The sequence below is a fragment of the Bacillus sp. FSL R5-0439 genome (genome assembly GCF_038008805.1).
Classification (GTDB): domain Bacteria; phylum Bacillota; class Bacilli; order Bacillales; family Bacillaceae; genus Bacillus; species Bacillus safensis.
Window position 1 is genome coordinate 3,508,842 of sequence record NZ_JBBOZW010000001.1, and the last position, 17,631, is coordinate 3,526,472.

The 17,631-nt window shown below is 42.1% G+C and carries 20 protein-coding genes; 8 read left to right on the forward strand and 12 right to left on the reverse strand.

Going from position 1 to position 17,631, the window contains the following annotated elements; genetic code table 11:
- The first annotated feature begins 26 nt into the window (after positions 1-26).
- Positions 27-242, forward strand: coding sequence for a hypothetical protein (locus tag NST59_RS18105; protein WP_239690749.1), 216 nt, complete (start codon positions 27-29; stop codon positions 240-242).
- A 48-nt stretch (positions 243-290) separates the two neighbouring features.
- Here the strand turns inward: NST59_RS18105 and NST59_RS18110 are convergent, their stop codons facing one another.
- The 6 genes from NST59_RS18110 to NST59_RS18135 form a co-directional block, all read right to left on the reverse strand.
- Positions 291-716: a YwqH-like family protein gene (locus tag NST59_RS18110; protein WP_039182541.1), complete on the reverse strand. Its 426-nt coding sequence runs from the start codon at positions 714-716 to the stop codon at positions 291-293.
- Positions 717-1,003: 287 nt separating this feature from the next.
- Positions 1,004-1,267, reverse strand: coding sequence for a YwqI/YxiC family protein (locus NST59_RS18115; protein ID WP_039182545.1), 264 nt, complete (start codon positions 1,265-1,267; stop codon positions 1,004-1,006).
- A gap of 37 nt (positions 1,268-1,304) precedes the next feature.
- Positions 1,305-1,730, reverse strand: coding sequence for a YwqH-like family protein (locus NST59_RS18120; protein WP_041118256.1), 426 nt, complete (start codon positions 1,728-1,730; stop codon positions 1,305-1,307).
- Positions 1,731-2,024: 294 nt separating this feature from the next.
- Entirely contained in the window at positions 2,025-3,431 is a 1,407-nt protein-coding gene (gene nhaC, locus NST59_RS18125) for a Na+/H+ antiporter NhaC (RefSeq protein WP_058838438.1), read from the reverse strand.
- Positions 3,432-3,575: 144 nt separating this feature from the next.
- A complete protein-coding gene (aspA, locus tag NST59_RS18130) occupies positions 3,576-4,997 on the reverse strand; it encodes an aspartate ammonia-lyase (protein ID WP_039182553.1) in 1,422 nt (473 codons plus the stop codon).
- Positions 4,998-5,025: 28 nt separating this feature from the next.
- The gene (locus NST59_RS18135) at positions 5,026-6,015 is read right to left on the reverse strand and encodes an asparaginase (RefSeq protein WP_024427527.1); all 990 of its coding nucleotides are present in this window, start codon (positions 6,013-6,015) and stop codon (positions 5,026-5,028) included.
- Positions 6,016-6,220: 205 nt separating this feature from the next.
- Between NST59_RS18135 and NST59_RS18140 the strand changes: the two genes are divergently transcribed.
- The gene (locus NST59_RS18140; protein ID WP_039182556.1) at positions 6,221-6,568 is read left to right on the forward strand and encodes a helix-turn-helix domain-containing protein; all 348 of its coding nucleotides are present in this window, start codon (positions 6,221-6,223) and stop codon (positions 6,566-6,568) included.
- A gap of 54 nt (positions 6,569-6,622) precedes the next feature.
- Here NST59_RS18140 and NST59_RS18145 read toward each other — a convergent pair whose 3' ends face one another.
- From NST59_RS18145 to NST59_RS18165, 5 genes are all read right to left on the reverse strand, one after another.
- Positions 6,623-7,087, reverse strand: a complete 465-nt coding sequence (locus tag NST59_RS18145) for a helix-turn-helix domain-containing protein (RefSeq protein ID WP_039182560.1) — start codon at positions 7,085-7,087, stop codon at positions 6,623-6,625.
- A 97-nt stretch (positions 7,088-7,184) separates the two neighbouring features.
- Positions 7,185-7,712, reverse strand: coding sequence for a YfjD family protein (locus NST59_RS18150; RefSeq protein WP_058838437.1), 528 nt, complete (start codon positions 7,710-7,712; stop codon positions 7,185-7,187).
- A gap of 21 nt (positions 7,713-7,733) precedes the next feature.
- Positions 7,734-8,492 carry a hypothetical protein gene (locus NST59_RS18155; RefSeq protein WP_144489811.1) on the reverse strand — a complete coding sequence of 253 codons (759 nt, stop codon included), beginning with the start codon at positions 8,490-8,492 and terminating at the stop codon, positions 7,734-7,736.
- 12 nt (positions 8,493-8,504) lie between these two features.
- The gene (locus NST59_RS18160; RefSeq protein WP_024427531.1) at positions 8,505-9,701 is read right to left on the reverse strand and encodes a DUF6861 domain-containing protein; all 1,197 of its coding nucleotides are present in this window, start codon (positions 9,699-9,701) and stop codon (positions 8,505-8,507) included.
- Between the two features lie 4 nt (positions 9,702-9,705).
- Positions 9,706-10,029 carry a WXG100 family type VII secretion target gene (locus tag NST59_RS18165; protein ID WP_144489810.1) on the reverse strand — a complete coding sequence of 108 codons (324 nt, stop codon included), beginning with the start codon at positions 10,027-10,029 and terminating at the stop codon, positions 9,706-9,708.
- Between the two features lie 226 nt (positions 10,030-10,255).
- Between NST59_RS18165 and pepT the strand changes: the two genes are divergently transcribed.
- Together pepT and NST59_RS18175 are read left to right on the forward strand one after the other, a co-directional pair.
- Positions 10,256-11,488: a peptidase T gene (pepT, locus tag NST59_RS18170; protein ID WP_047202931.1), complete on the forward strand. Its 1,233-nt coding sequence runs from the start codon at positions 10,256-10,258 to the stop codon at positions 11,486-11,488.
- Between the two features lie 289 nt (positions 11,489-11,777).
- The gene (locus NST59_RS18175; RefSeq protein ID WP_039182574.1) at positions 11,778-11,957 is read left to right on the forward strand and encodes a hypothetical protein; all 180 of its coding nucleotides are present in this window, start codon (positions 11,778-11,780) and stop codon (positions 11,955-11,957) included.
- Positions 11,958-12,042: 85 nt separating this feature from the next.
- Here NST59_RS18175 and NST59_RS18180 read toward each other — a convergent pair whose 3' ends face one another.
- The gene (locus tag NST59_RS18180) at positions 12,043-12,720 is read right to left on the reverse strand and encodes a DUF3298 and DUF4163 domain-containing protein (protein ID WP_039182576.1); all 678 of its coding nucleotides are present in this window, start codon (positions 12,718-12,720) and stop codon (positions 12,043-12,045) included.
- A 161-nt stretch (positions 12,721-12,881) separates the two neighbouring features.
- Here NST59_RS18180 and NST59_RS18185 point away from each other — a divergent pair, with 161 nt between their 5' ends.
- The 4 genes from NST59_RS18185 (at position 12,882) to NST59_RS18200 (ending at position 17,630) form a co-directional block, all read left to right on the forward strand.
- Positions 12,882-13,739 carry a MurR/RpiR family transcriptional regulator gene (locus NST59_RS18185; protein WP_181286087.1) on the forward strand — a complete coding sequence of 286 codons (858 nt, stop codon included), beginning with the start codon at positions 12,882-12,884 and terminating at the stop codon, positions 13,737-13,739.
- Positions 13,740-13,937: 198 nt separating this feature from the next.
- On the forward strand, positions 13,938-14,831 hold the full coding sequence (garR, locus tag NST59_RS18190) for a 2-hydroxy-3-oxopropionate reductase (RefSeq protein WP_044334415.1): 894 nt from the start codon (positions 13,938-13,940) through the stop codon (positions 14,829-14,831).
- A gap of 7 nt (positions 14,832-14,838) precedes the next feature.
- A complete protein-coding gene (locus tag NST59_RS18195) occupies positions 14,839-16,260 on the forward strand; it encodes a four-carbon acid sugar kinase family protein (RefSeq protein WP_144489808.1) in 1,422 nt (473 codons plus the stop codon).
- A 50-nt stretch (positions 16,261-16,310) separates the two neighbouring features.
- Positions 16,311-17,630 carry a gluconate:H+ symporter gene (locus tag NST59_RS18200; RefSeq protein WP_024423918.1) on the forward strand — a complete coding sequence of 440 codons (1,320 nt, stop codon included), beginning with the start codon at positions 16,311-16,313 and terminating at the stop codon, positions 17,628-17,630.
- The last annotated feature ends 1 nt before the right edge of the window (position 17,631 follow it).

Sequence of the window (17,631 nt, forward strand, 5' to 3'; positions counted from 1 at the left end):
ATATGAAACTAGAGGAGGGATGCATTATGGGTACTTTTATGTTTTTTGTCATTATCGTATTAGCTTCTTTAGGAGCCATCGTTGCCAGCTTGTTCACACCAAAGGATAAACGTGCATCTGCTAAGCGTTCTGCACATCATAATTCAACGACAAGTACATATACTGATTCGTATACCCATCACGCTTCTGATGCCTCCTGCGGGAGTGATTCAGGTGATAGCGGCGGTGGTGGATGTGACTAAACAAAAAAACAGCCGCCCTTTTATGAGACGGCTGTTTCGTTTATGGTTTTAAAGAGCTTTCCAGCCCCGTTCAATCAAATGTTTAACGTCCTTTGCAAAATCCTCGCCCTTTTCCATCACGTCCTGAGCTCTTCCTGCAAAATTACTGGCAACGGCCAGCTCCATTTTTTTCAATTCAAAGTGTAAGATTTTTTGGTCAATCTCTGTTATATATTTTTCATATTCATCGTTGACGATGTCGTGCATCACGCTGTAAGCGTCTTTCCGGTGGCGATGAAAGTCGGTTCCTCTCTCGCCTTTCCATGACGAATCTAGAGCAGGCTTCTTGATTTCTTTGATATCTGACTGGGCAAGATCTTGTTCTGTTCGAATATTGCTTTTGGCTGTCTTTAACCGAGAGATCATTTCGTCAAATTCTGCACGTTTGTTCTCAATTCCCATATGCAGATGGTGCAGCATCTCGGATAAACTCATGTCATCCACCTCTATCTGACCTCATACGAAAGCACGGCGTGAGCACCTTTGGAAACCGTCGACTCACTTGATTTTTCCAATCCTGACATTTCTATCGTTCTGCTTTCATTAAGTATAGTATAAGGTGAAAAGCCTCAGGCTTAAATAGGGAAAAGGTGTCCTTTTAGCGACGCGTTTGGAAGAAAAACGGAATAATACAAGGTCTTAAACCCTGGATTTTATATGAGTCTTTGTAACTATAATTACTTCATGTAAATGATATCCATAAATAAAAGCGATTGTGCTGATTATTTTGCAGCAATCGCTTCGTCTTGTTCTTTTAATGTTTTCACGTTAGAACGTGTATCCTGAACGTTTTTGATTAGAGCTTCTTTAAAGCTTGAAACCATTTCGCTCACCTCTGCTTCACGTGCCGTCCACTTGCTTACAAATTCAAGACTGTTTTCACCCGCTTTATCTGCTGCTTTTTTCATCGCTAAAGCTTCGACTGCTTGGGAGACTTCATCTAGTTTATCCATGACTGTTTGGTAGTTTAACTTAATTTGTCCCATTGTGATATCCTCCAGATTTGTTCAGCATGAAGCTTGCTTACAAGCTGCTCCATGCTTTTGAGATCAAGCGTTTTGCGTCCTCTACTGCGTCTTCTCCTTTTTCAGCAAGGCGTGCGGCGTCTCCAGCTAAGGAACTGGCAAAGGATAACGCAGCTTGTTCTGCTTCTAATGTACTGATTTTGAATTCGATACGGCTCACATAGCGTGGGTATTTATCGTTCACGATCGTTTGCAGCGCATCATGTGCTTCATTTCGGTCTGTTTTGAAATCCTGGCTTCGCTCACCTTTCCAAGAGGTCCCAAGCTTTGGCTGCTTGATTTGCTTTAAATCTGTTTCTGCCGCATCTTGTTCACGTTCAACTTTGCTTTTCGCCTTTTTGAGCCGAGCGATTTTCTCTTCAATTTCTGCTTTTTTATTTGAAATGCCACCGTTAAGGGCAGACAGCATATCCGATAAGCTCATATGGGTTCCTCCTCCTGTCAAAAAATAAAAACGCTGCTTAGAGTCCCTCTAAACGAGCGTAAGGTGAATAGCACTTTTTCCAATATTGTTATTATAAGGTTCAAAGACTCATGTTTGAATAGGGATTTGTGCCCTTTTTATGGGATAAATATGCTTTCACTCTGCTTCTCACTCCCTCTTTTGACCTCTTTTATAGGAGGTCTAAATTCCTGTTCGTTTGCTATATGTCACATATAGTCTCTCGGTCCTAGGACAAACAAAGCCGCCCCGTGCAGGAGCGGCTTTTGCAAAGGCTTATGAGGCCGATTCTTCTCTTTCTTGTTGATCTTTCACGTACCAAATGAATTTGCCCGTATATCCGTAAATGATCGCAAGACCAATGGCGACAAAGCTCAACCACATAAATGGTAAATAAGAGAATGTCGATACGCCAAGAATTCCTGCCATGTAAATACCGTTATCTGACCATGGAACCATACCAGAAGTAAGCGTACCACCGACCTCAGAGTTTCTGGATAAAACTCGTCTGTCTAACTTTAATTTATCGTAGCTCTTTTCCATAATTTTTGGTGTAAGGATTAACGATACATACATCGCACAGCCAAAGATATTGGCGAAGAACGCAACAACGAGTGTAGACAGCGTTACATTCCCTGCATTATGTAATTTTTTCTCAAATGTCGCAACGATGACTTTTAATACGCCTAAATATTCTAATACTCCACCGAAACCAAGTCCGAGAATAATGACCACTAAAGATCCAAGCATATTCACAATACCGCCACGGTTTAACAGCGTATTTAAGAATTCTACATCTGAATTAATAGAGAAACCATTATAAGCTGTACCAAGTGCATCGGCTGGATTCATCCCTTGGAATGCCATTGCCCAAACTGCGCCAAGAAGCGCACCAATCGCAATAACAGGCATTGAAGGTTTTTTCAAGACAAGTAATAGCACAACAATAAGCGCCGGAATGATCATCCAAATATTAATCGTGAATGTATCTTGCAGTGCTTGTTTCAAAAACTCTACTTTTCCTTGATCAATATTTTTTCCGCCATACATAAACCCGGTAATGGTAAACATAATGGCAGTTATGACAAAGGCAGGTATGGATAAGACCATCATCGCTCGAACATGTGCGAGCACGTCCACTTTTGAAAGTGAGGAAGCAAGGACAGTACTATCAGATAATGGAGATAATTTATCACCAAAATAGGCTCCAGATAAAACAGCACCAGCCACGATAGGTAATGGAATTCCCAAACCTTCACCAATCGCAATCATGGCAATACCTGCGGTTCCAACTGTACCCCATGATGTTCCTGTAGCAACAGACATAATGGAACAGATAATCAGTGTAGCTAGTAAGAATATATTAGGATGAATAAATTCCAGTCCATAGTAAATTAACGTTGGTACAACTCCACCAGCAATCCATGTTCCTACAAGTGCACCTACTGCAATTAAAATTAAAACAGCTTCTAAACCATTCGATATCCCTTTTGTAATGGCGTTTTGAAGATCCTTATAAGAATGCCCCAATCGAATACCCAACGCAATAACCATAAACCATGAGATAAACAATGCGAGTTGAATATCTAATTTGAAGTAAAGAGTAAATGATAAAACAATTGCTAAAAACAAGCCAAGTACAGCTACGACTTCTAAAATAGATGGTAGACGTGGTGTTTTCATTGTGTTTCCTCCCTTTGTGCGTGCGTTAAGCGTTTTCAAAATATTGTGAAAAAAGTGTGTCAATTCGAAAGAAAGTGAATTGCCTGTTTTTTCTCTTTTTCACAGGCAATTCCACATATTAATAAAATAAAATTTTTGATAATATTATCGCTCTAGGAGCTCTGCACCCGCAATGCCAGGCTTTGTCATCTCAAATGGATTTAAGATAATATCAAGTTCTTCTTCCGTTAAAACATCGTTCTGCAAGCAAAGATCTCTGATCGATTGACCTGTTAAAATGGCTTCTCTTGCAATTCTAGCAGCTGCTTCATAGCCTAAGTGAGGGTTCACGGCAGTGATTACGCCTGCACTTTTTTCTACATATTCTTTCAAACGTATTTCATTTGCTTCAATGTCCACTAAGCAATGATCTGTGAATGAGCGGAATCCGTTATTCATTATACTAATAGACTGAAGCAAGTTAAAGACCAGAACAGGCTCCATCACATTTAACTCAAGCTGGCCTGCTTCAGAAGCAAGACAGATCGTGTGGTCATTCCCAATGACCTGGAATGCGATTTGGTTAATGAGCTCTGCCATGACTGGATTGACTTTCCCAGGCATAATGGATGATCCAGGCTGACGAGCTGGCAATGCAATTTCAGCAAGACCTGCACGCGGACCAGATGCCATTAAGCGAAGGTCATTGGCAATCTTAGACATGTTCATCATACATACTTTTAAAGCGGCGGATACTTCTGTGTAAGCATCTGTATTTTGCGTTGCATCCACGAGATGCTCTGCCCCTACAAGAGGAAGACCAGAAATATCAGCGAGCTTTTTCACCACGATCTCAATATAACGAGGATCTGCGTTTAAGCCCGTCCCAACAGCTGTCGCACCCATATTGACTTCATATAAATGCTGCTTCGATTGGTTGATCCGCTTAATATCACGGCTCAGCACACGGCTGTAAGCTTCAAACTCCTGTCCCAAACGGATTGGAACAGCATCCTGCAAGTGCGTACGACCCATTTTGATCACATGATCGAATTCTTTTGCTTTCTTTTTGAAGACGTCCTGCATGGCTTGCATCGTTTCAAGCAGAATGTCTAACTGCTTGAGCACAGCAATATGAATCGCCGTTGGGAATGAGTCATTCGTTGATTGCGACATATTCACATGTGTGTTTGGGCTTAAATGGATGTATTCACCCTTTTGATGTCCCATGATTTCTAGCGCTCTGTTTCCAATCACTTCATTGGCATTCATATTCATGGACGTTCCTGCGCCGCCTTGAATTGGATCGACAATAAAGTACTCGTGAAGCTTGCCTTCAATGACTTCGTCAGACGCTTGAACGATGGCATTTCCAATTCCTTCATATAAACGTCCGACTTCCATATTGGCTTGAGCTGCTGCTTTTTTCACGATGGCAAAGGCTCTGATTAGTTCTTCGTGCATTCGATATCCTGTAATCGGGAAATTCTCTTTCGCACGAAGGGTTTGAACCCCATAATACACGTCTGCTGGAATTTCTTTTTCACCAAGAAAATCCTTCTCATAGCGATAAGTTGCTTGAACCATCTCTTATGACCTGCTTTCTATAGAATAGTTAAATCACTAAATCTTCTGCGATTGGCGTTTCCATAATCTTTTTGACTTCTCTTGGATCTGTTGTTTTGCCTAGTGCCCACATCAGTTTCGGCACGATAGCTTCTGTATTCATATTTCTTGAACGTGCCACCAATTCTTGATTGATCTTGCGTCCTACCTCATACACACTCATGTCTTCGCCTTCTTCAAGACACTGAGTGGTGATGACAACAGAAATGCCTTCTTCCAGCAATTCGTTGATCTTTTCTAAAAGGTTTCTTCCTTCGAAAGGAATTCCGCCGCTGCCGTAGCTTTCAATGACAACGCCTTTGTACATGCTTTTGACTGCATCTAAAAACTCAGGCTTCAGGCCTGGGTGCAATTTTAACAGACACACATCTGTGTTCAAGGATGCATCTAATTTAAGCGGTTTCATTGGTGTTCTTTTTACTTTGCTATTGTATTCAATTTGATGGTTTTCAATTGATGCAATATATGGGTAGTTAATGCTTTCAAATGCATCATAGCTTTTCGTTCTTAGTTTGATTGCACGTGTTCCTTGGATGACTCTGCCATCAAACACGACATATACGCCGCCAACACCGTCACATGCAAAACGAATCGCATCTGTGATGTTTTTCTTCGCATCTGTTTTCTTAAAAGTAATCGGAATTTGTGAACCTGTAATCACGATCGGCTTATCAGGATTTTGCAGCATATAAGACAGCGCTGCTGATGTATAGGCCATTGTATCGGTTCCGTGAGTTACAACAAACCCGTCATACTGATCATAATTCTCATAAATGGCTGTTGCGATATCAACCCAGTATTCAGGCTGCATATTTGTACTATCTATACTCATTAGGGACTTTGTGTCCATTGTATATTCTGCATTAATTTCGTTTAAATAGCTCAAAAGATCCTCAGCTTTAACACCTGGAGCTAATCCATTTTCACTCTCTACAGATGCTATCGTCCCACCAGTCGTTAAAAGCAATAATTTCTTCAACAGGTCCACCTCTTTCGTAAAATTACTTCGTTTGTCACACATATTATAAGCTAGCTTGTGCTATTCTATAATATACGCTTTACGCGTACCTTCATTGCCATTATAGTCACATAACGCGAATTAATCAAGAAATTGTTACGCATAACGCGTACATTCTATGCCAAAATATGATATACTGTTGTTGTAAATAAAGGAGCGTTCATGTATGATACTCGATCGTTTAACCACTCTTAGAAAAAAGAAAAAATGGTCTCTCCAGCATACGGCAGATCGCCTAGGTATCGCCAAAAGCACCTATGCCGGTTACGAATCTGGGTACCGACGACCTTCGCTTGAAGCAGTGAAGCTGCTGGCTGATTTGTATGATACGTCCATTGATTTTTTACTTGGTAGAACGGACGAGCCAGAGATACAACGCAAAATCTCTGATATCAAAATTGAACTGACGGAAGCAAAAGAAGGAACCATTCATGTAGACGGCGTTCCCCTAAATGATGAAGAAATCAAACAGCTTGTTGCCTTTATTCGGGCGAAAAACACTCTAAAAGTATAAACACAGAAAAGAGAGGCACCTATCAAACAGGTGCCTCTCTTTCCTTTTCCAATCTCAATATGGAGAAGACAGCTGGCTTAATTCCTCTAGCCGCCGCTTCGCTTCTTCTTTATTAAAAGAACTATAATAGCGATAATTCTCCTCATCTAAGATGCGGTAGTGCTGACTAAGTACATTTTGCTGAAGGCGAAACGTGCCTTTTTTGACAGCCGTCCTCCACCAAACCTTTCCGCCAATCGTACGCTCAACTGATAGATGTAATTCATCATGTGCCACAACTTCCAAAATCTCAAGCGGGTCATCCCCTAGTGTCCCTTTCAGAATGTCACTATCTCTGAATAATGCACATACGGCCGCGGATTGCGTCCAATTGAGACGCAGCCTGTTTTTTTCAACCTGCTGTAAATGCCGTTTCGATAGACCAAGTACCTCTGCCATGCGATCCTGCGTATAATCCTTTTCTTTTCGAATCCGTGCCATTTGTTCTGTGACGAGGTCGATTACCATCTCTTTATCCATATCTCATCACCTCTCCGAGTGTTCAGTCTTTACTGACATCATACACGATTTTTTCGAAAAAGTGGCGCCTCATCCTATACAATTCTGACAAAACAGCTTAGTCGGTCTTCTCTTCTCCCTGGCCATGCTGCTGTCTCCAATTTTCTTGGGCTGCCTGATGTAAATATGGATAGATCTCCTGTTTGACGGTCTGCTCAAATACTTCTTCATCTAAAATGCTGTACGCCGGAATTCTGATCAATTTCCCATCTACTTTCCGAATGAGCACATCCATAAAAAGAAATCCTCTTATACTGTAACGATGCCTGCGCATGTCGATTGATTGAATATCTTGAAAAGGAATTGTTCGCTCCCGATGCAGCACAGCTCCATTCTCTCCGCGCTGAATCCGAAAAATCACATTTCCCCTCTTCGTAAAAGCAGGCAAAATCATCAAAAAGGAGATCCAGCCATAGACAATACCTAATAGTCCGCCTAAAAATAAAAACAATGTATAGTTCGATTCAAATGTAAGAGCTTCTGAAAATAACCAAATACCGATGATACCGAAGCCGCCCGTTGCTAAGAATGCCCATACTCTTAAAAAAGGTCTGCTCCTTACTTCTATTACTTCACTTGGATTCAAGCGTCATTCTCCTTTTCTCCATTAGAATATAGAACGGAACCCGTCTCGATGAGCCGTCTCAATGCGAAATTGATTTTCTTTTACTCCTGATACAAGCCACGATTGGTTCTCACCTGGAATGACAAATATCATCGACTCCACATCAGGCGTATTATTTTTGTCATAGACGACCTTCATGAGGGAATCCATCTTTCCTTTTCTCGTCTGTACATCTGAAACAAATGCCTTCACGAGCTCTTGATTCTCTGCTTGATTCAGAAAGGATGGCCACTCATTTTTTGCTTCGCTTGCTTGCTCTAACAGCATTTCAAATTCGTCCGCCTGGAGGCTGATGACAGGTTCAGGGTGTTCATTCATCTGTAGATTGAAAAAGGCTGTCACTTGCTCTTCTGCCTGCTGATCACCGCTCAGTTTACGAATCTGATGCACTTGTTGATCATAAAGCGTATGATGCGCATATACACCCGCCTGAGTTTTGTGAAAGGAGGTGCTGACTTCTTCATTGAAATCTCCAAATCTAGACGCCTTGACGGTGTAAGAGGCATCATTCATCGCCTGGATGAAATGACGGTATTCCGCTTTATAACGGTATTGTCTGTTTCGAAATTCCAGTACACCTTTTGCGAGCAAAGAACGGCACGCAATTTCAAATAAAAACCCAAGGCGCTCATCCTCAACATCAGGATAATACGCTTCCTTTAAGGACATGCCTTGTTCAAAATAGCCTTCACTGTAAAAACTAAAGATGAGTTCCTCAATACTTATACTTAGCTGATCCAACTTGATCTCTCCTTATCCAAAAGAAAATGCACCCTTAAAGAAATCGCCTGCACCCTTTATGAGCGAATCTGCGGTTTCTTTTGTTTTCTCTATCCCTTTATGTATCACCTGATTTGCCTGATCAATGGTATCATTGACAGCTTTCACACCTTGACCCGCCAGTTCGAATGCTTTTTTCCCTTTATCCACGACCGCATGAATCGGGTCCTTTAATTTCACTGCCATCTGTTCAGCAAAACCGGATGTCAGCTTGGCGACTTTTTCTCCAATAAATCCACCTACTGCTGAACCAATGGCTCCGCCAACAACGGTTCCAATCGGACCTGCAAAGCTTCCTAGAGCGCCGCCGACAACGGCACCTGCGACAGAACCGCCAGCGATAAAGACCGTATTGTTCACTGCATTTCCAACAGCCTTTGCATTTTCACGCTTAAGAACTTCTGGCTGATCACCGAATTCTGCATAGTTCTCGGCAATTTTCAATCCACAGCCCACTGTTTCTGTTGCACCAGTGACAACTGTTGCAATGATGGCATTCCCTTTCGCAAACCTTGCACCATTTTTCAGAACAGACTTGATCGCAGCTGTGTCCTTCCAATTAATACTTCCTTTTGTAAAATCACGGACACTGTTCGTGAACGCAACTGTATCGTCAGGATAAAATTTTGTGAATTTCTTATGGACCAAGTCAGCCATAGGCCAGTTCGATCGTTTTAATAATTCTTTTTTACTCAGCCAAATCCTTGCTAACCGGTCAAATCTCGTTCCTTCTACCCGGCTGGTCAGATCAAGCAGCAGCTTCGAATGCTGCGCTGCATATCGGCCATTTTCTTTAATGAAGGTCGTCATTCCAAGCCCGTAATATTTCGCCTGCATCATCACGATACCTGCTAAGCTCGTGAGTGTACCATATTGATCATAGATGCTGTACAATTTCCGCAATATATCATCTGCTTCGACCATTTTATCTGTTGCATGACGAATGGCAATATCATCGCTGCTCAATTTGCTGATTAACGCTTGTCCTGCTCCCCATGCATCCCCGACACCAGAAAAACAGCTTCTATACCGAGGGTCGCAGCCTAAAATCAGCCCGTCCAGTTCACTATGTAAATCGCGGTGCTTCGTTTCAATGGCTGACAGCTCTCCTACAAAATCATTCGCCAGCCCTGTCAGCTGATCTGGATCAACCACAATGTCACGTGCCATCACATCATCTCCCTTCTCTGTTTCTTTCTCTCCGTTCTTCTCGTCTCTTTCGCTCAAGCTCTTCCATTCTGGCAATTTCAGCTTTACGCTCCTCAATTTTGACCGCTGCATCACGCAGTTCCTGACTTGTTTCAAGCAAATCCTTTTCAAATTGATCATAGCGTGCCGTTGTTTCTTCAAAGCTTTGATCAAATTTATCTCTTGCTTCTCCCTGCCAGCCTGATCCTACTGCCTTCAGCCGATTTTCCAGCAGCTGCTTTGACTGCCGAATCTCATCAGCCGCTTCCTGAAACTTTCGAGCGAGTGCCAGCGTTTGACTAGAATCCAACTTTCGCACCCCTTTCTCCCAATTTAACGTACAAATGGATGATTTTATATGTCCTCATTATAAATAAAAAGACACCCAAAAAAATCACCCTAAAGAACCATTCAGCACATCACCTAATGAAAGTAGGCCTTTTTCCTCTCTAATTGCCAGAGAAAGCCTTTCTTGTTATGAAGCGCATTCAAGACGTGATAAAATGGACGTATTCTACAAAAGGAGTGACGTATAGATGAAAGAGGAAATGATTCAGCGTTTCACAAGTTATGTGAAGGTAGATACGCAGTCAGATGCAGAAAAGGAAAGCTGCCCATCTACTGAAGGACAATTGAATCTGGCGAGACAGCTTGTTGAAGAAATGAAGTCCATTGGGATTCAAGAAGTGACAATGGATGAAAACGGCTATGTCATGGGAACGATCCCATCTAACACAGACAAAGACGTGCCGACCATTGGCTTTTTGGCTCATATCGACACAGCCACTGACTTCACCGGCAAAAATGTAAAACCGCAGCTTCATGAGAACTATCAAGGCGGCGACATTACCTTAAATGAAGATCTACATATCGTTTTATCTCCACAACAGTTTCCAAATTTACAAAAGTACCAAGGACATACGCTGATCACAACAGATGGCACTACCCTGCTTGGTGCAGATAACAAAGCTGGTATCGCTGAAATTATGACAGCTATGCATTACCTAATCGAACACCCAGACATTAAGCATGGAAAAATCCGCGTTGCTTTTACGCCAGATGAAGAGATTGGCAGAGGGCCGCACAAGTTTGATGTTGATGCCTTTGGCGCTTCCTATGCTTACACAATTGACGGCGGACCGCTTGGCGAGCTGCAATATGAAAGCTTCAACGCAGCAGGTGCGAAAGTATCCATTAAAGGAAACAACGTCCACCCAGGAACAGCTAAGGACAAAATGGTCAGCGCTGCGAAAATCGGGATGCTCTTTCACAACAAACTTCCTTCTGACGAATCTCCGGAGTATACAGAAGGCTACGAAGGCTTTTTCCACCTGACGAAATTTGTAGGAGAAGTAGAAGAGGCGGAGCTGCAATATATTATCCGTGATTTTGATAAAGAGAAATTCAACAATCGCAAGGCATTGTTTGAAAAAATAGCAAATGACTTAAAAGCCACTTACGGAGAAAACAGCATCACCCTCAGCATTCAGGATCAATATTATAATATGAGAGAAAAAATTGAGCCGGTGAAACATATTGTGGACATAGCTCATGAAGCCATGGAAAATCGCTCAGTCACACCGGTCATTGAACCAATCCGCGGCGGCACAGATGGCTCCCAGCTTTCATATAAAGGTCTACCAACGCCAAACATCTTTACTGGCGGAGAAAACTTCCACGGTAAATATGAATTTATTTCCGTTGAAAACATGGTGAAAGCAACCGAAGTTATCGTTGAAATTGCCCGTTTATTTGAAGAAAAAGCATAGACATGTTTACAACCGTTCCTGTTCGGGAACGGTTTTTTAATAAAAGTTTACAATTTTCTGAAACTTTTATGACACTTATTCGTACTAATAGAGACAACCCCAGAAAAAATTCTTCTTGACGAGTGAAATAACTGGAAATATAATAGTTAAAAACAACCAGTATTTTAGACCTAAAATAGCAGATCAAATGAACCTTAAGAACTAAACCGATTCTGCTGCTTATTTTCAGTTATAAACATCACTCACCCTGTCTACACTTAAAGAATAGGATGAATTGGAGGAATGTCATATGATGATTTTATTGATTATCGCTTCACTTTGCTGCTACTTACTATTCTCTTTCAAAAAAGATAACCGCACCCAAAAAAGAAAAAGCGCAGAGCTTTCGGAGTTTGAAATCTTTCGTATGCGCCGCCACTACAACGGAAAACGCCGTCACCCACTAAACGAAGCACCTAAACAAGTATAAATCCAAATAAAAGAGCCTCATGAGGGGCTCTTTTTTGTTTGCATAAACAGCAAAAAACGACCAGATTCAGTGGTCGTTTTTCTTTTTATTTATATACCTTCGCAGGAACTTGAATCATAGGAATTCCAACATAATAAGGTGAAATTTCATATGGCTGGAAGACAACAGCAATTCCCTTTTTCGTGAAGTAATACTGTGTGTTGTAGTTGATTTCAATGTCACTTTTTTTCAGGTTCGCATAGAATTTACTTTTATGTTTCTTTGTGTAGTTATAAATATAATCTCTTACTTTCGTACGCTTTTTCTTTGTTTTCACAACGTCAGTCAAGAACAGCTGCTTTGTTTTTTTCTTTGTTAACACATAGTTCATGCTGGAAACCATTGTGTCCCCGTGCATGCTGCCATCATTCATGTAGTCATAGTTTAAGATACTTAGTTTCTTCCCATTGTTAAATTTCGTTTTAAACGATCTCTCGTACGTGATCTTCCCAAAGCCTTCCTTTTTCGCTTCATCCTTTAAGAACAAGTAAGTAGAATAAGAGAAAGCAATATCTTCTTTTAAATCACGATTGATGGTTTTCATATGCGCCTTGCTTAGGTTTTTCACCTGTGCATATTTGAACGTTTTTTTCTTTTTATAATAATGTGTGCTTACTTTTGCTTTTTTTGCTTGTTTGGCATCCGCAGATCCAACTGGCGCAAACAAGGAAACAATCAGTGAGAAAATAAGCAGGCTGATCGTTAGGCCTTTTTTCATTGTCATAGTAAAAACCCCCATTTTTGTCTATTACCAGATGAGTATACCATGACAAAAGAACCAAAAGAAGTATTTTTTCCATATTATTCTTCATTTTTCCACATCTGGTTTGTTTACCGTTTTCATAAGTTCCTGTATGCTTAATGAAGAATGCTAGATGAAGTGTGGTGTTTATCATAGAAGAGAATATTTTTAGTCACATTCGGACGACGTTTCATAGTTTGTCCCCAACCCAGAAAAAGATTGCCAATTACATCTTACAAAACCCTCAGAAAGTTGTGCTTCATTCTATCAGTGCACTCGCTGCTGAATGCAGCACAAGTGAAACGACGATCTTTCGTTTTCTAAGAAAAATTGGCTATGAATCGTATCAAGTGTTTCGTGTCCATGTCGCACAGGATATCGCGACCAATACGCCTCAATCCATATACGGCGAGATCGAGGCATCCGATAGTGTAGCTGACATTAAGCATAAGGTCATAGAGTTAACAACAAACTCTATCCAAGATATGAAACATATTTTAGAGGATCATGCCGTCACACAATTCATTGAACACATGAAACAGGCACATAAAACCGTCTTTTTTGGAGCAGGTGCGTCCAGCTTTATTGCTGGTGATGCTTATCATAAGTTCCTGCAGCTTGGTTTTGAAGTGAGCCTCTGCAGTGATCCGCATATGATGAATATGATTGCAACACACGCCACGGAACACGATTTTATCGTCGCAATCTCCCATTCAGGAGAAAGCAGAGAAATTCTTGACGCCGTACAGTTTGCAAAAGAAAAAGGGGCAAAAATTGCCTCTATTACCAGCTATCCGAAATCCGAGCTCGCAAAGCGATCTGATTTTCATCTGCTTAGCTCTTCCAGAGAGACAACCTATCGATCGGACTCCATGATCTCCCGTATCAACCAGCTTGTGATCATTGATGTACTATACGTCGCCGCTGTTTTAGAGCTAGGATCAAATGCCATTGAAAACGTGAAACGATCTCGATTAGCCGTAGCTAAAAATAAAACATGAACACAAAAGACCGGAGCTGATTCCGGTCTTTTTTTGTGACTTTTTTCATATTTTCCGTTGACACGTTCCTATCACGTCATGTACATTAAATGAACAATAGTTTATTTCCTACTATTAAATTTAAAAGATAGTATATATACTAACAAAAAGAAAAGAAAGCGCTTTTTGTAAGGGTTTTCTATATAGGAGGCGGACAACGTGACAAAGAAGATTGGATTTATTGGACTAGGTATTATGGGAAAACCGATGGCACTCAATCTATTAAAAGCCGGTCATACTTTAACGGTTTTTGACCTAAATGAGGAAGCGATTCGATCGTTACAGAAAGCCGGAGCAAAGGGTGCTGTTTCAGCAGCTGAGGCAGCTTCTGAAAGCGATATCATTATCACGATGCTTCCTAAAGGGGAGCATGTAGAGGCAGTCGTTTCAGGTGATCAAGGCATTTTAACGACAGCCGCACCTGGCACTGTCATCGTAGATATGAGCTCAATTTCTCCTGTAACCTCTAGGGCTTTAGCTGCTCTTGCCAAACAGCATCAGGTGGAATTTATCGATGCACCTGTCAGCGGCGGAGAACCGAAGGCAATAGACGGAACACTTGCCATCATGGCTGGCGGCGAGGAATCCATCTTTGAGCAAGTGAAGGATGTCCTGCTTGCAATGGGCACTGAGGTCGTATTAGTTGGGGCAAATGGCAGCGGCACAACAGCGAAGCTAGCCAATCAAATCATCGTCAATTTAAATATTGCGGCCATGTCCGAGGCGCTCGTTCTAGCCGCTAAATCAGGCATTGCCATTGATAAGATGTATGAAGCCATCCGCGGCGGACTGGCAGGAAGTGCCGTTCTCGATGCAAAAGTTCCTCTCATCTTAGAACGAAATTTTGAACCTGGCGGACGCATCGACATCAACTTGAAGGATTTAACCAATGTCATGGAAACTGCTCATGATATCGGTGTTCCTCTTCCCCTTTCTAGCCAGCTGCTTGAAATCTTCCACGCCCTCAAAGCGGACGGAAAATCTGGGCTTGATCATGGCGGCATCGTTCAATATTACGAAAAAATGGCTCATGTCGAAGTAAAGAAAGGATGAGATGGTCATGAAGCAAAGTACTGACATATTGAATGCCATTCCGAAAGCAGATTCAAAGGCCATTCAATCAGCATACGAACAAGCAATCAGCAGCTTTCAACATAAAGTCATTGTATTAGACGATGATCCAACAGGGATTCAAACCGTACATGGCGTCTCTGTTTTCACCGATTGGTCAGAAGAAAGCATAGAGGCTGGTTTTCTTGAAGAGAGTCGCATGTTCTTTATACTGACCAATTCTCGCAGTATGACAGAGAAAGAAACTGCCGCTGCGCACGAAACCATTGCTGCAACCATTGTAAAGGTGGCTGAACGACTTAATCAGGAATTCATCATTGTCAGCCGAGGAGATTCTACTCTTCGCGGACACTTTCCGCTTGAAACTGAGGTACTCAAAACGACCATTGAACAGCAAAGCTCCCGCCAGTTCGATGGAGAAATCCTTCTTCCTTTTTTCCAAGAAGGCGGACGCTTTACGATCGACAATACTCATTACGTACAGGAAGGACACGAATTAATTCCTGCTGGTGATACAGAATTTGCAAGAGACCGTACATTCGGCTTTCAATCCTCTCATCTAGGAGAATGGATTGAAGAAAAGTCAGAGGGATTGTTCACAAAAGAGAACACAACCTACATTTCGTTAGCTGATCTGCGGGCTTTACGCATCGATCAAATCAAACAACAGATCATGGGTGTGAAGGATTTCAAAAAGGTGGTTGTAAACGCAGTGGACTATGACGATGTCAAAGTCTTTGTCACCGCTCTCATTGAAGCCATTCAAGCAGGACAGCAGCTGATGTTCAGAAGTGCGGCCGCGCTCACAAAAGTACTTGGCGGTATAGGGGATCAGGCCTTATTAACAAGAGGTGACTTGATACAAGAAGAAAGCCCTCATGGTGGTCTCATTATGATCGGTTCTCATGTGAAAAAAACAACAGAACAATTAAAAGCGCTTGAGCAAAATAAAGAGATGGCTTTTATTGAATTTAATACCCACCTCGTGTTAGAGCCTGATGCCTTTCGCAAAGAAATTGACCGTGTCATTCAGCAAACTGAAGCACTGTTGGTAGCAGGTCAATCTGTGGCTGTTTATACAAGAAGAGAACGGCTTGATCTTGGGGATGATCGCCAAGAGGAAGAATTAAAGCTCTCTGTACAGATTAGTGATGCTGTGACAAGTATTGTCCAGCGCCTCACCATTCGTCCTAAGTATCTCATTGCCAAAGGCGGAATTACTTCCAGCGATATTGGGACAAGAGGTCTTAGCGTGAGACGTGCGACCGTGGCAGGTCAAATCAAACCAGGGATCCCTGTTTGGCAAACAGGAGAAGAAAGTAAATTCCCTTTCATGTCTTATGTGATTTTCCCGGGAAATGTTGGGTCAAAGGATACGTTAAAAGAAGCTGTAGACATACTTGAAGGATAAGGCATAGGGGGTGTTTGCGCCCCCTTATGCACCACAAAGGAGGAAAGATCATGTCGTTAGTGTTTATTGGACTTGGCGTTTTGTTATTGCTTTTACTCATGGTTGTCTTTAAGTTAAACGCTTTCATTTCTTTGATTATTGTCTCTTTAATTGTTGCTGTGTTAGAAGGGATGACACCACTAGAAGCGATTGCTTCCGTCGAAAAAGGACTTGGCAGTACGCTCGGACACCTGGCACTCGTTCTCGGTTTTGGAGCGATGCTTGGGAAATTGATGGCTGATTCTGGCGGTGCTCAGCGTATCGCGATGACACTCATTGACCGATTTGGCATCGGAAAAATCCAATGGGCGACGATGCTGACTGGATTTGTGATTGGAATTGCTCTATTTTATGAAACCGGATTCATTATTTTAATTCCATTAGTCTTTACGATCGCTCAGGCTGCAAGACTTCCTGTGCTGTATGTGGGCATGCCGCTTGTCGCTGCTCTCATCACCACACATGGCTTCCTCCCTCCTCACCCAGGGCCGACTGCCATTGCGAATGTCTTTCAAGCAAACATGGGACAAACCTTATTGGTTGGGATTATTTTAGCGATTCCTGCTGTTTTAGTAGGTGGACTTCTGTTTACAAAACTATTTAAAAAAGACCAGTTGCACGCACATATCCCAAAGAACTTATTTAATCCAAAGGAATTCACAGAAGAAGAAATGCCTAGCTTCGGCATTAGCATTTTCACCGCTGTTTTGCCTGTATTGCTTATGACTTTCAGAGCATTTCTAGAAATTTTCTTCCCTTCCTCCCCATTGCTGCCTACCGCTGAGTTTTTAGGCGAACCGGCAATTGCACTATTAATCTCAGTGCTGCTTGCCATCTACACGTTTGGGCTTGGAAGAGGAAAGAGCATGCAGGACGTGATGAAGTCCATCACGGATTCTATCGGCTCCATTGCCATGATTTTATTAATTATTGCGGGCGGAGGCGCCTTTAAACAGGTGCTCATTGATAGCGGCGTCGATCAATATATTGCAGGGATTATGCAAGGAAGCACACTTTCTCCCCTGCTTCTGACTTGGCTCATTGCTGCTGTCCTTCGTGTCTCTTTAGGATCAGCGACTGTCGCCGGTCTCACGGCGGCTGGCATTTCTGCACCACTGATTGGCCTGACGGGTGTCAGCCCTGAATTAATGGTGATCGCAACAGGTGCCGGCAGTATCACGTTCTCTCATGTGAATGATGCGGGTTTCTGGATTTATAAAGAATACTTTAACCTATCAATGGCTCAAACCTTTAAAACGTGGACATTGATGGTCACCGTGCTTTCACTTGTCGGACTTGCTGGTGTTCTTGTTGCTGATTTGTTCATGTAGG